At 57.5% G+C, this 13,312-nt stretch carries 11 protein-coding genes; 3 read left to right on the top strand and 8 right to left on the bottom strand.

Annotation, left to right across the window (positions count from 1 at the left end):
• Positions 1-3: 3 nt before the first annotated feature.
• The 5 genes from AC6I8R_RS19295 to AC6I8R_RS19275 form a co-directional block, all read right to left on the bottom strand.
• A complete protein-coding gene (locus AC6I8R_RS19295) occupies positions 4-972 on the bottom strand; it encodes a GGDEF domain-containing protein (RefSeq protein WP_415173644.1) in 969 nt (322 codons plus the stop codon).
• Between the two features lie 114 nt (positions 973-1,086).
• Positions 1,087-2,064 carry a porphobilinogen synthase gene (hemB, locus tag AC6I8R_RS19290; protein ID WP_299448246.1) on the bottom strand — a complete coding sequence of 326 codons (978 nt, stop codon included), beginning with the start codon at positions 2,062-2,064 and terminating at the stop codon, positions 1,087-1,089.
• A gap of 119 nt (positions 2,065-2,183) precedes the next feature.
• Positions 2,184-3,689, bottom strand: coding sequence for a glycine betaine/L-proline transporter ProP (gene proP, locus AC6I8R_RS19285; RefSeq protein WP_415173645.1), 1,506 nt, complete (start codon positions 3,687-3,689; stop codon positions 2,184-2,186).
• Positions 3,690-3,946: 257 nt separating this feature from the next.
• Positions 3,947-4,906 carry a D-2-hydroxyacid dehydrogenase family protein gene (locus AC6I8R_RS19280; RefSeq protein WP_415173646.1) on the bottom strand — a complete coding sequence of 320 codons (960 nt, stop codon included), beginning with the start codon at positions 4,904-4,906 and terminating at the stop codon, positions 3,947-3,949.
• Positions 4,881-6,485, bottom strand: coding sequence for an EAL domain-containing protein (locus AC6I8R_RS19275; protein WP_415173647.1), 1,605 nt, complete (start codon positions 6,483-6,485; stop codon positions 4,881-4,883). Before AC6I8R_RS19275 ends, AC6I8R_RS19280 begins: the two co-directional genes overlap by 26 nt.
• A 239-nt stretch (positions 6,486-6,724) precedes the next feature.
• Between AC6I8R_RS19275 and AC6I8R_RS19270 the strand changes: the two genes are divergently transcribed.
• Positions 6,725-7,489, top strand: coding sequence for a class II aldolase/adducin family protein (locus AC6I8R_RS19270; RefSeq protein ID WP_021184889.1), 765 nt, complete (start codon positions 6,725-6,727; stop codon positions 7,487-7,489).
• Between the two features lie 11 nt (positions 7,490-7,500).
• Positions 7,501-8,460: an ABC transporter substrate-binding protein gene (locus AC6I8R_RS19265; RefSeq protein ID WP_497832699.1), complete on the top strand. Its 960-nt coding sequence runs from the start codon at positions 7,501-7,503 to the stop codon at positions 8,458-8,460.
• A 63-nt stretch (positions 8,461-8,523) separates the two neighbouring features.
• On the opposite strand, the gene AC6I8R_RS19260 is transcribed toward AC6I8R_RS19265, so the two are convergent.
• Genes AC6I8R_RS19260 through AC6I8R_RS19250 form a run of 3 tightly spaced genes read right to left on the bottom strand, consistent with a single transcriptional unit; the run spans position 8,524 to position 11,842 of the window.
• Positions 8,524-10,176 (bottom strand): ABC transporter permease, encoded by a 1,653-nt coding sequence (locus AC6I8R_RS19260; protein ID WP_497832698.1) that lies wholly within the window; start codon positions 10,174-10,176, stop codon positions 8,524-8,526.
• A gap of 3 nt (positions 10,177-10,179) precedes the next feature.
• Positions 10,180-11,151 (bottom strand): ABC transporter substrate-binding protein, encoded by a 972-nt coding sequence (locus AC6I8R_RS19255; protein ID WP_208724331.1) that lies wholly within the window; start codon positions 11,149-11,151, stop codon positions 10,180-10,182.
• Complete coding sequence (locus AC6I8R_RS19250) at positions 11,129-11,842, bottom strand: ABC transporter ATP-binding protein (protein ID WP_497832697.1); 714 nt, start codon at positions 11,840-11,842, stop codon at positions 11,129-11,131. Before AC6I8R_RS19250 ends, AC6I8R_RS19255 begins: the two co-directional genes overlap by 23 nt.
• Before the next feature lie 234 nt (positions 11,843-12,076).
• Here AC6I8R_RS19250 and AC6I8R_RS19245 point away from each other — a divergent pair, with 234 nt between their 5' ends.
• A complete protein-coding gene (locus AC6I8R_RS19245) occupies positions 12,077-13,297 on the top strand; it encodes an MFS transporter (RefSeq protein WP_497832696.1) in 1,221 nt (406 codons plus the stop codon).
• The last annotated feature ends 15 nt before the right edge of the window (positions 13,298-13,312 follow it).

Here is a 13,312-nt window from a genome sequence, read left to right as displayed (position 1 = left end):
GATTTATCGCGTCTGTTTACGCAGTTTTTTCGCGGCATACATCCGTTCGTCGCTGCTTTCCAGCAGTTGCTCCAGCGACAACGGGTGGTGTGGATCAAACTCGACGATACCGGACGAAAAATGTAGCTGATAGCGCCGGTTCAGATCGCGCGTCTGTTTTTGCAGCAACCGATCAAAGCGCTCCAGCACTCCCTCGGCATCTGCTTGTTGCAGGCCGTTAAACAGCACCACAAATTCGTCACCGCCCAGACGCGCGAACAGATCCGCATGACGGAAACTCACCTTCATTGCATCGGCAAAATCCATCAACGCCCGGTCGCCTTCACGATGGCCAAGGGTGTCATTGATCTCTTTAAAGCGGTCGAGGTCGAGAAACGTCAGGCTGGCGGGCAACTGCTTCAACTGACATTCGTTCAGCGCCAGTTGCCCCAGCGTCATAAAGCCACGGCGATTGGTGATTTGTGTCAGCTCGTCGGAGGTGGCGGTCTGGAAAGCCACCAGCTCAGCTTCCGCCATCGCCGCCAGATCGCGCAGCGTGTGGCAATCATCGGCATCAAACGCACGGGCATGGTGGTCGACAATGCACAGGGTGCCGACTTTGGCACCGGCAGGGGTACGCAGCGGGCAACCCGCATAGAAGCGTACTGGGTTCTCGCCAGTGACTAAGGGATTGTCGTGGAAACGTTCGTCTTCCAGCGCATTCTCCACCACCATCACATCATCCTGTAAGATGGCATGGCCGCAAAAGGAGGTGTTGCGCGGCGCGGTTTCACCGGATTGTCCCGCGATAGATTTGAACCATTGATGGTCCTCTTCCAGCAGGCTTACCAGCGCAATCGGCACGCCAAACAGACGACGGGCGAGGCGGGTCAGACGGTCAAAACGCTCTTCTGCCGGGGTATGCAGAATGTTTAGCGCACGTAACTGAGCCAGACGATATGACTCGTCTGCGGGCAGTGCAGGTGCTTTCATCGCGTTACTCTTCTTATAGGATGCAGGTGCTACAGAACTGGTGTTGTGCCACAACAAAAGATGGCCGTAATAACTTATCAGCCGCCAAACAACGGCTGATAAGCGTAACGGTGATCAGAGCATTTTTTGCTCGGCGAGATCAAGGGCAAAATAGCTGAAAATCAAATCAGCACCGGCGCGCTTAATGGCACCGAGGCTTTCCAGTACCACATTGCGTTCATCGATGGCACCGGCTTGCGCGGCGAATTTGATCATCGCGTACTCACCGCTTACCTGATAGGCAGCCAGCGGCAGCGTGGTACGCTCGCGGATGTCACGCAGGATATCAAGGTAGGCTCCGGCCGGTTTCACCATCAGGGAATCGGCACCTTCCGCTTCATCAATCAGCGATTCGCGAATCGCTTCACGGCGGTTCATCGGATTCATCTGATAGGTTTTGCGATCGCCTTTCAGCGCCGTACCCGCCGCTTCACGGAACGGGCCGTAGAACGAAGACGCGAATTTGGTGGAGTAAGACATGATGGCGGTATCGGTAAATCCGGCGGCGTCGAGCGCCTGACGAATCGCTTTAACCTGACCATCCATCGCCGCTGACGGCGCAATAAAATCAGCACCGGCCTGCGCGGCAACCACTGCCTGCTTGCCGAGGTTAATCAGGGTAGCGTCGTTATCGACACCGTGGTCGCACAGCACGCCGCAGTGGCCGTGGCTGGTGTATTCGCAGAAACAGGTGTCAGACATGACGATCATCTCTGGCACGGTGTCTTTGCAGATGCGCGACATACGCGCCACCAGGCCGTTTTCGTTCCATGCATCGCTGCCGGTGGCATCGGTGTGGTGCGAAATACCAAAGGTCATCACCGAACGGATACCCGCTTTGGCAATACGCTCGATTTCATACGCCAGACGTTTTTCGGGAATACGCATCACGCCTGGCATGGCGGTAATGGGTTTGTAATCATCCACCCCTTCTTCAACGAAGATGGGCAGCGCCAAATCGCTGAGGTTCAGGCTGGTTTCCTGGAACATTTCACGCATCGCGGCGCTTTTACGCAGCCTTCTTGGACGCTGGATAAGAGAAAAATCAGACATGCTCATTCTTACTTACAGGTGAAAAAAGTAGCGCCAGTCTACTCCTTTTCACGGCGGTGGATGAAGGTTTGTGTGCTGCGCAGCAAATGAAAACTCCCGCCGAAGCGGGAGTGGAGGAATTACTCGTTGATATCCGGGTGCTGCTGCACCAGGTTTTTACGCTTCGCTTCCAGTTTCGCGATCTCGGCATCGATATCTTCGATTTTCTGCTCAATGTTGTCGTGATGTTCCTGGAGGATTTCACGCGCTTCTTCAATGTCAGATGCCGCAGGCGTTGCGCCAATCAACGGTTTATTCGCCGTTTCTTTCATATACAGGCCGGTGACCAAACCAATCACCGCAATCACCATCAGATAATAAGCCGGCATGTAGAGATTGTTGGTGGACTCCACCAGCCAGGCGGCGGCGGTCGGGGTCAGACCGGCAATCAGCACCGAGATGTTGAAGGCGCTGGCCAGGGCGCTGTAGCGGATATGGGTCGGGAACATTGCGGGCAGCGAGGAGGCCATCACACCGGTGAAGGCGTTCAGGATCACCGCCAGCAGCAGTAGGCCGGCAAAAATCAGCCCAATCATGCCGCTGTTGATCAGCATAAACGCCGGAATGGAGCAGATGAACAGCGCGATGCTACCAATAATGACAAACGGGCGGCGGCCAAAACGGTCACTCAGCATCCCCATCACTGGCTGCACAAACAGCATCCCGATCATAATGGCGATGATAATCAGCACGCCGTGATCTTCCGAGTAGTGCAGGTTATGCGACAGGTAGCTCGGCATATAGGTCAGCAGCATGTAATAGGTCACGTTGGTGGCAATCACCAGACCTACGCAAGCCAGCAGGCTTTTCCAGTGTTTGCTGGCGATCTCTTTAAACGAGACTTTCGGGCCGTCACGCAAACCTTCACGATCGCCCTGTTCCAGCTTGTCCACATGCTGCTGGAAGGCCGGAGTCTCTTCCAATGCATGGCGCAGATACAGCCCGATGATGCCTAATGGCAGCGCAAGGAAGAACGGCAGACGCCAGCCCCACTCCAGAAAGCGGTCTTCGCCGATAATGGTGGAGATCAGTACTACCAGACCGGCACCCAGCACGAAACCGGCGATGGAGCCGAAATCCAGCCAGCTTCCCATAAAGCCACGCTTACGGTCCGGCGAGTATTCGGCGACGAAGATCGACGCACCGGTATATTCACCGCCCACCGAGAAGCCCTGCGCCATTTTGGCGATCAGCAGTAGCACGGGCGCCCAGATGCCGATAGAAGCATACGAAGGTATCAGGCCGATACAGAAGGTACTGATCGACATAATGACTATGGTTATCGAGAGAATTTTCTGACGCCCGTATTTATCCCCCAGCATGCCGAAGAACAGGCCACCCAGCGGACGGATCAGAAAGGGGACGGAGAAGGTCGCCAGCGCGGCGATCATCTGAATTCCGGGCGTTGCATCCGGGAAAAACACCTTACCCAGCGCATACGCCACGAAGCCATACACACCAAAATCGAACCATTCCATCGCGTTACCCAGAGATGCCGCGGTGATGGCCTTACGTAAACGGCTATCGTCGATGATGGTGACATCATCCAGCCCGATCGGTTTTACACGTTTCCTACGAATTTTCATGAGGTTACCCTGTCCTGGAATCAGAAAGTCCTCAACGGCGCGGACCGGGTGACGGCAGTCAGTCCGCGGCGTTGAGAAAATTAAAGCATAGCCATAAAAAGTGCGCTTTTCCGGCTTGCTACAGCAATAATTACGCTGGCAATTATTGCGTCCCGCCACAGAGTATACCGTTTTTGTGTGATATCTGTCATGTTTCAGCCAAAAACCAGCGGGTTTTCGGCTGAAACTATGGCTATGAGTGGGCGTAAAACGCAGGTTTACAGCAGGGACCGCAGCGGTGCGCCTTTTACCCAACCATTGATATTTTCTACGGCTTCGGTGAAGTAGGTGCGGTAGTTATTATCGGCCACGTAACCCAGATGTGGCGTGGCGAGGACGTTCGGTAACTGGCGCAACGGATGGTCGGCTGGCAGCGGTTCCTGATCAAACACATCCAGCCCGGCACCCGCCAGTTGCCCGCTTTGCAAGGCGGCGATCATTGCCGCCTGATCGACCAGGCCAGCACGCGAAGTATTGATCAGCAACGCGCCCGCTTTCATCTGCGCCAGCGCGTCGGCATCCAGCAGATGGTGGGTGCGATCGCTCAGTACCAGATGAAGGGAGACGACATCACTCGCCTGCAACAAGGCGGGCAGCGTGCTCATCTTTTCTGCCCCACAGGCGGCCGCGCGCTCTGCGGTCAGATTCTGACTCCAGGCGCATACCCGCATACCAAATGCCTGTGCCACCTTCGCCATCTCGCCACCAATTTTCCCCAGCCCAATTAATCCCAGGGTTTTGCCCTGCAATCCGATGCCCAGCGTCTGCTGCCACGGGCCATTGCTGCGTAGCGCCTGATTTTCGCTGACGAGATGACGCGCCAGCCCCAGCAACAGTCCCCAGGTCAGCTCCAGCGGCGGTGCGCTGCTGCTGCCAGTGCCGCATACCGCGATATAACGTTCGCGGCAGGCATCGAGATCGATAGAGGCGTTGCGCATGCCGGACGTGACCACCAGCTTCAGTTTAGGCAGGCGGCCAATCAGCTCAGCGCTGAGCGGGGTACGTTCACGCATCACCACCAGAATATCGGCGTGCTCAATTTGGCTGACCAGCGTGTCGGGATCGTCGATGTGGGTGGTGAGGGCGGTGGTGTGGACCATCGGTTCCAGCGTCGCCCAGTCGGCAAGCGTCAGGGCGACATTCTGGTAATCATCAAGAATGATACAGTTCAGACTCATGGGATTCCTCAGCAAGTAGCGGCTGCTGCCCCTGCTCGTTGAGCCATGCGCGCAGCCGGTCATTATCCATTGGCCAGGCGTAATAATAGCCCTGAATAAATACCACACCACGCTGTTGCAGGTAGTGGAATTGTAACGAGGTTTCAACGCCTTCGCCGAGCACCTCAAGCTGCAACTTGTGCGCCAGATTGATAATCGCGTCCAGTACCGGGGTTTCGCCATCCAGCCGTTCAATCGCGTTGATAAAGCCGCGATCGATCTTCAGATAATCGAGTGGAAAAGTTTGCAGATAACTGAGCGAGCAGTGACCAGTACCGAAATCGTCGATTGCCACCTTCATCCCTTGCGCCTGTAGCAATCGCAACTTACGCGCCACATCTTCACCGTCGTGAATCAAACTGCGCTCGGTCAGCTCCAGGGTTATCTGCAATTTTTTGTTCTGCACGCGTCTGGCGAACAGCTGGATATCTGCGACAAACTCCGGGTGTTGCAAATGTTCTGCCGCCAGGTTCAGCCCGATATGGAACCCCGGTTCCACTTGCCAGCTCTGAATGTCTTCCGCCATCAGCTCCAGCAAATGACGCGTCAGCGGCACAATCATGCCTTCCTCTTCTGCTGCGCTGATAAAAATGTCAGGCCGGATGGTATCGCCGTTTGGCAAATGCCAGCGCAGCAACGCTTCGACACCGTTGCAGCGCTGCGCGGCCATGCTGTAGACCGGCTGATAATGGACCGAAAACTGGCGGTTGCGCATCGCGCGACGAATTTCATCCCGCCAGGAGATACGACGACGCAACCAATTGGCGGTGAGGATCATCAGCAGAATGGAAAAAATCGCCGCCATCGGCAGGAAAATAAACAACGCCTGCCGCCACGCCTTCAACAGTTCGCTGGGAGGGACCACCACTTCGACGCTGATGGGATAGCGGCTGGATTCTGCCCGCCAGGGTTCACTTTTAAGGTAGGTTTCCGGCAGCTGCTCCGCCGGCTCGCTGGTGATGGGGGCTCCGTCATTAAACCGCATGGTTATGCGATAGCCACGCGACTCGCCCAGCGCGCGCATAAAATCCATCAAATACTGACCATCAATTACCGCAAAAAAACCTTCACCATCAGGCAGTTGCCGCACAAAAATCACTGCCGGTCGGTCTGGCACGCCAAATGTCCCACGGATCGAGATACTCCACCAGGCTTTGCCGGTTACGGGAGGTTGACGCAGCATCATTTCGCTCAGAGAACCGGGATTCATCCCGTATGCCGAGGAGCAGGTCACGTTATCGCCCTCCAGCTTGCCGATGGAGCGAAAATAGGCGTTCAGGTTACCTTCACGTTGCAGCTTGTCTTCAATCGCCGCACAGGGTTGATAGTGGAACTGGCGCAACTCGGTGATCATGTCCCAGGCGCTGTCGCTCATTCTTTCTGCCTGAGCCAGTAGGGCGTTAGCGGTGGTGATTTGCTGCTGATGCACGGTGTGGCGTGCTTCAATGGCCGTGCAGAGGATGCCAAGCACCAGCGGCAGCAGCCCGGCACAAACAATCAACAGCCAACCAAAATCGCGGTTTCGTCTCTGCGGTGGCACCAGGCATCCCTCGTCAGGTTTAAGCAGCGGGAAGGGCGATAAGCTGCGGCTTCAGCAGCATAGCACTTCCCGGGGTCGTGCATGTTAGTGTTTTGATTTTCAACCAAACTGACCCAGGTCAATTATCGACTCCGCTTTGCGTTTATTGACATTGTTTTGCCGTTATTGGCATTTCCCAGGGTGAAAAGCGCTGTGTCAGGATGATTTGCAGGCAAACCGACCCGGCAAAGGAGCAGAAAATGAGTACGGCAATCCTGGATGTCAGCGCATTACGGCAGCGCATTAGCGAGGGAGAATGGCAGGCACGCGTCAAACTGGCGCAGGCTTATCATCTGGCGGCAAAGTTGCGTTGGACGGATCATATTTACACCCATTTCTCACTGCGCGTACCCGGCGAAAAACCGCATTTCCTGATTAATGCTTACGGGCAGACCTTCGATGAAATCCAGCCGGAGACGCTGGTGAAGATCGACATCGACGGCAACATCATTGATGATCCGACCGGACTAGGTATTAACCCGGCCGGATTTGTGATTCACAGCGCGATCCATCGCGCCCGCCCGGATGCGCATGCGGTGCTGCATACCCATACCGCCGCGGGCATTGGGGTGTCGGCACAGAAGCACGGGCTGTTGATGATTTCGCAGCACAGCACCCGCTTCCATCAGCGCCTTGGCTATCACGATTACGAAGGTATCGCGCTGGATCTGGATGAGCAGCAACGTATCGTGGCCGATCTTGGCACGCGTAACGCGTTGATTTTACGCAATCATGGCCTGCTCACCAGCGGCGGCAGCATCGAAGAGGCATTTTATAACCTCTATTATCTCGAACGCGCCTGTCAGGCACAGCTGGCGGCACAAGCGGGCGGTGCTGAACTGATTATCCTGCCGGATGCGGTGGCGGAGAAAGCCGCGCAGGCATTTGATAACAGCATCCGCAACCAAAAATATCTGCTGCACTGGGATGCCTACATCCGTCAGCTCAACCGCAACGCCCTCTGAGATTCTCACCGATGAAATGGCTGAAACCCGTTGTTGCTGCGCTGTTGCTGTGCGCGGCGTTTGGCAGTCAGGCTGCGCCTGATTTAAGTCACGTCACGCTGGTGCTGGGCGATCAGGCGCGCAACCTGCGCTCGCTGGTTGAAGCGGCCGGAGTGATGAAAGATGCGCCTTATCAGTACCGTTGGGCGAATTTTCAGGGGGCGGCTCCGTTGTTTGAAGCGCAGCGCGCCGGGGCCGTGGACACCTCCTACGCCGGTGATTTACCGGTGCTGATGGCGGCATCTGGCGGTGTTCCGCTGAAAATCATCGCCACCAACGTTGGTGACGGCGGCTCCAACGGGCTGATTGTGCCGGCGGATTCGCCAATCCACAGCGTTAAGGATTTGGTGGGTAAAGAGGTGGTGGTTTCATCTGCGCGCGGCAGCATCTCACAGCATCTGTTGTATCAGGCTTTGCAGGAAGCAGATGTGCAACGGGATGCCGTCCCGGTGCGTTTTGTGCTGCCAACCGATGCCAGCGCGGCGTTTAACTCAGGGCAGATTAGCGCCTGGGCCACCTTTGATCCCTATTTAGGTATTGCGGAGCAGCATGGCGCACGCCTGCTGCGTGATGGCAAAGGGCTGACCACGGCACTCTCCTTTGTCACCGCGACACAAAGCTCGCTCGATGATCCATTGAAGCGGGCGGCGATTGCCGATTTCACCCATCGTCTGGCACAGGCGCGTGCGTGGGCGCTGGCGCACCCGCAAGAATACAACCAGGTGTATGCGCAACTGACGCGCCTGCAACCGGCTGATGCCGGGAAAATCACCGCGCGTATCTCCCACGGTATTCGCGCGGTGACACCGGATGATATCGGCCAGGTGCAGAAGGTATCTGACCTGTTCAGCGCGCTGCATATTCTGCCGAATAAGGTAGATGTGCAGGCGATTACCGATACACAGGTGTTTGCTGACGGCGGGCAGCATTGATTGAAAGCGCAATAAATTGCGCTGCTACCTGACGTAGCGGCGTGATTTATCACGCAAAACAGGCTAGCCCGATTTTCTGCGCAGCAACGCCAGCGCGGCGAGCATCAGGCTGAGGCTGGCGAGCAGCGTCAGGGTGGCCATTGCCATGCCCTGTCCGACGGAGCCTTGCTCAAACTGCCGCCAGATAAATATCGCTACGGTTTGCGTGCCTGCCGGAGCCAGAATCAGTGAAGTCACCAGTTCGCGCGAGGCGACGGCAAACACCATCATCATGGCCGCCAGCAGGCTCGGGGCCACCAGCGGTAACACAATCAAACGCAGCGCCTGGATACGCGTCGCCCCATGCACGCGGGCGGCGGGTTCCAGCGTTGGGCCAAGCTGGCGCAGGGCGCTGCTGACATAGCGCACCGGCCACGGCAGCAGCAGGCAGCTATAGGAAAGCAGCAAAATCGCCAGCGTGTTGTAAGGTGAAACTGGCCAGAAACCGCGATTCCACAGCAGAATCAACCCCACGCCAATCACCACCCCCGGCATGGCCGCCGGTAGCAGCGCCAGACCATCCATCAGCGCCAGCAGACGGGTTTTGCCCTCGGCAACGCGCCAGGCGATGAGAAAGCCAAGAAGCCCGGTCAGCAACGCCGCCCCCAGTGCCAGCCCGATGCTGGTGGAGAAGGCTGTCAGCGCATCCCCCTGCTGGCTGAACAGCGCGGCGAAATGGCGCAGCGTCAGGTTGCTGGTATGAATGCCACCGGATAAAGTATTTAACAGGCCGCTGAGCGTCATGGCCCCCAGCGGTAACGCTACCGCCAGCAGCACGGTCCCGGTGAACAACAGCAACATTGGCCACTGCCAGCCACCAGGATCGGCGGCATCCTGTGACACCGGTTTGCCGCTCACTGCCGTGACATCGCTACTGCCGGTCAGTTTGCGCTGGCAAAACCACGCCAGCAGCGCCACCAGGCTTAACATCAGCGACAACGAGGCGGCCCCTGGCAAATCGATGGGCCAGTCGGCCAGCTTCTGTTCAATGCCCACCGTCATCAAGGTTAATCCGGCGCGTGCACCGAGCGCCGCCGGCACACCGTACTCCTCAATCGCCAGGGTAAACGCCAGCAGCACACCACCCGCCAACGCCGGTAAGGTCAGGGGCAGGGTGATTTGCCAGAAAGCACGCCATGCGGAAGCGCCATGCACCCGCGCCACCCACGCCAGACGCTGCCCACTTGTCATCAGCGCACGCGACACCGCGAAGTAAACCACCGGAAAGATATTCAGCGTCATCACCAGCATCATGCCGCTGCTGCTGAACAGCAGGCTGTCAAAATTCAGCCCGGTGAGCTGGGCAACGTAACCATTGCGTTGCAGCGCCAGCGTCCAGGCCAGCGCGACGATGTAAGGTGGCGTCAGGAAGGGGATAAGAAACAACAGATCCCACAGCGCCGCGCCGGGCAGGCGAAACAGCCCACGCAGCGCGCCAAGGGGTAGCCCGAGCAGCAGGCTGCCGAGTGCCACTCCCAGGCCAATTTTCAGCGTACCCAGCCACATCGGGACTAACTGCGGGTCCTCCAGCAGGGTCGGCAGCGCGCTGAAAGCGCCACGCCACTCTCCCTCGCTCAGATGCGGAAACAGCGCCTGGAGCACGATAAAGAGCAGCGGCAGCGCCACCAGCACCAGCAACGCCAGCAGGATCAAACCGTTAAACAGGGCACGCGCCATGACTTATTGCCCGAACAGCGTGGCAAAGCGTTTCAGCACTGCCGCGCGTTCGCTGCCCCCCTCCTGATTCACCGGCAACAGTTTAATCTCGGTGATCAGCGGGCGTTGTGCCTTGATATCGGTACGCGCTGGCATCAGCCAGGCCTTCGCCACTTGCTGCTGGCCCTCATCCGACAACACATAATCGATAAAGGCTTTAGCATCCGCAGCATGTTGGCTGGTTTTCAGGATCATCATCGGACGCGGCGCGACCACCGTGCCGTTTTCCGGGAAAATCACTTTCACCGCCTCACCTTGCGCGATGTTGTTGTAGGTCACGTAATCCACCGCACCAAATACCGCCGCCTTCGCACCCTGCAACACCGGCGTCACCGCCTGGGCGTTCGGGCCGCTGATCACCATACCGTTGGCTTTGAGTTGATCGAACAACTGCCAGGCTTTTTCACCTTCGCCGTTCTGCAAACCGATTAACAGATCGAGGGACGCCCCGGACAGCGCTGGATCGGGTGTAGTGACCTGATCTTTAAATGCCGGGCCGGTGAGGTCCTGCCAGGTTTTCGGTTCCGGGGTATGGCTATTGGTGTTCCAGACGATACCGAGCGCGGAAATGCCTTGTGCCACGTAAGCATCGGTTTTAAACGCCGCCGGGACGTTGGCCGCGTTGGGGCTTTGGTAAGGCAGCAACCAACCACGTTGTTGCAGGTCTTCGGCGGTATCCCAGGAGGCGGAGATCAGCACATCGGCCTGCGGATTTGCCTGTTCGGCTTCCAGGCGCGCCATCACTTTGCCGGTGGTGGCCTGGAATATATTCACCTTGACCCCGGTTTGTTTTTCAAACCCGGCGGCGAGGCTTTTTGCCAGCGATCCCGGCCCGGCGGTGTACACCGTCAGTGCCTCGGCATCGTTCATCATCATGGCGGAAGTCAAAATCATCGCGCTGATGGCTCCTGTTTTAACAGACTTGAGAGATGGCATGGTTTTCCCCTGAGAGGTCAGTGACTGAAACCATCTGGCCCTGCGCCAGATGGATAATGCGGTCGGCGAGGGTTTTGGCCTCCTCGCGGTCGTGGGTGACGTATACGGCGGTGATCCCGGCGGCGCGCAGCAACTGCGCCATATGTTGTGCGAGGGTTTCACGCAGTTCGCGGTCGAGATTGGATAAGGGTTCGTCGAACAGCAGAATCGCCGGTTGTGCGACCAGCGCACGCGCTAACGCGACGCGTTGCTGCTGACCGCCCGACAACATCGCGGGTTTACGATCGCCAAATCCGCTCAGTCCAACCTGCGTCAGCGCGGCTTGTGCCTGTTCCAGCGCCGTTGCTTTTTTTACCCCGCGCATACGCAACGGAAAGGCCACGTTCTGCGCCACGCTCATATGCGGCCACAGCGCGTAATCCTGAAACACCATGCCGAGGTTGCGCGCTTCCGGCGCTGCGCAGTGGGTGGCAGAGGCGACGCACTGGTCGCCCAGCCAGATTTCGCCGGACGTGGGTTGCAGCAAACCCGCCAGCAGTTTCAGCAGCGTACTTTTGCCACAGCCAGAAGGGCCGAGCAGCGCCAGCGTTTGTCCGGCCGGAATGGTCAGGGAGAGATCGTGCAGAATGGTCAGGTTACCCGCTGACCAGCTCAGGTTTTTCAGTTCGATGGGTTGCGCGACACGCGTCATTGACCACCTCCCGCTAACAACAGGAAGCGGCAACACGCCACGCGCACCCGATGGTTTATCAGGAGCGGCATCAGATTGTTATCCTCTTTGGGATTTCACTGGCGGCGAGTCTACGGTGGCGATATGACGGAATGATGACCAAATATCATCAGAGGCTATGATGCGCCAGGGCATAAAAGGCGTATAGTAAAGGTTCTGTTATAAAAACTCCGTCAAACACGAGCGCAATTACTCATGCCTGACCAGCCTGCTGCGGAACCTGCTTTAACGCCTTTCCGTCTGAATTTACTGATTCTCTCCATCGTGATGTTCAACTTTGCCAGCTATCTCACCATTGGTTTGCCATTGGCGGTGCTGCCCGGCTTTGTCCATGACGGCCTCGGCTATAGTGCCTTCTGGGCCGGACTGGTGATTAGCCTGCAATATCTCGCCACGCTGCTGAGCCGCCCCCATGCCGGACGCTATGCCGACCAGTGGGGACCGAAAAAAGTGGTGGTGATCGGCCTGTTCGGCTGTTTTATCAGCGGGTTATGCATTCTGTTTTCGGCCTTGACCGAAAGCTGGACAGTGCTCAGTCTTGGCTTGCTGTGCCTCGGCAGGGTGATTCTTGGTATCGGCCAGAGTTTCTCCGGCACCGGCACCTCGCTGTGGGGCGTGGCGCGGGTTGGCTCATTGCATATTGGTCGGGTGATCTCATGGAACGGCATTGTCACCTATGGGGCGATGGCGATTGGGGCACCGCTTGGCGTGGTGATTTTCCACAGCGGCGGGCTGTTGCTGCTCTCCGGGGTGATCATCGCCATCTGTGTGCTGGCAATTGCGCTGGCGTTACCGCGTGCGCCGGTGAAAGGCAGCAAAGCCAAACCGCTGCCGTTCCGTGATGTCCTGGGCAAGATTTACGGCTTTGGCCTGATCCTGGCGATGGGATCGGCGGGCTTCGGGGTGATCGCCACCTTTATTACCTTGTTCTATAAAGATAAAGGCTGGGATGGCGCGGCATTTGCCCTGACGCTATTCAGCGCTGCCTTTGTCGGCACCCGTTTGTTGTTCCCGAATGCCATCAACCGCCTCGGCGGCCTACGGGTTGCCAGCATCTGCTTTGCGGTGGAGGCGGTGGGCCTGTTCCTGGTTGCCGCGTCGTTTGATCCCTGGATGGCAAAGGTTGGCGCGTTCTTTACCGGCGCAGGCTTCTCGTTAGTCTTCCCGGCGATTGGCGTGGTGGCGGTCAAAGTGGTGCCGCAGCAGAATCAGGGCAGCGCGCTCGCCACCTATACCGCGTTTATGGATTTGTCGTTGGGGATCACCGGCCCGATTGCCGGTTTTATTATGAGCTTCGCGGGAGTGCCGCTGGTCTACTTCCTCACTGCGCTACTGGTGTGTCTGGCGCTGGTATGTACGCTGCGCATGAGCCGACGTCAGCCCGCCAGCCCGCCCATTGAAATCAAAGAGAATTAAAAAGAGGCCTCCGAC

The sequence above is a fragment of the Pantoea sp. X-Soil-OKNW-713 genome (assembly GCF_059730685.1).
This window is presented reverse-complemented; position numbering and strand designations above follow the sequence as displayed.

What these genes read in the sequence shown, in the direction of transcription:
- AC6I8R_RS19245 (WP_497832696.1), top strand. Translation starts at nt 12,077, where the DNA reads ATGCCTGACCAGCCTGCTGCGGAACCTGCTTTAACGCCTTTCCGTCTG.
- AC6I8R_RS19270 (WP_021184889.1), top strand. Translation starts at nt 6,725, where the DNA reads ATGAGTACGGCAATCCTGGATGTCAGCGCATTACGGCAGCGCATTAGC.
- hemB (WP_299448246.1), bottom strand. Translation starts at nt 2,064, where the DNA reads ATGTCTGATTTTTCTCTTATCCAGCGTCCAAGAAGGCTGCGTAAAAGC.
- AC6I8R_RS19265 (WP_497832699.1), top strand. Translation starts at nt 7,501, where the DNA reads ATGAAATGGCTGAAACCCGTTGTTGCTGCGCTGTTGCTGTGCGCGGCG.
- AC6I8R_RS19280 (WP_415173646.1), bottom strand. Translation starts at nt 4,906, where the DNA reads ATGAGTCTGAACTGTATCATTCTTGATGATTACCAGAATGTCGCCCTG.
- proP (WP_415173645.1), bottom strand. Translation starts at nt 3,689, where the DNA reads ATGAAAATTCGTAGGAAACGTGTAAAACCGATCGGGCTGGATGATGTC.
- AC6I8R_RS19250 (WP_497832697.1), bottom strand. Translation starts at nt 11,842, where the DNA reads ATGACGCGTGTCGCGCAACCCATCGAACTGAAAAACCTGAGCTGGTCA.
- AC6I8R_RS19260 (WP_497832698.1), bottom strand. Translation starts at nt 10,176, where the DNA reads ATGGCGCGTGCCCTGTTTAACGGTTTGATCCTGCTGGCGTTGCTGGTG.
- AC6I8R_RS19295 (WP_415173644.1), bottom strand. Translation starts at nt 972, where the DNA reads ATGAAAGCACCTGCACTGCCCGCAGACGAGTCATATCGTCTGGCTCAG.
- AC6I8R_RS19255 (WP_208724331.1), bottom strand. Translation starts at nt 11,151, where the DNA reads ATGCCATCTCTCAAGTCTGTTAAAACAGGAGCCATCAGCGCGATGATT.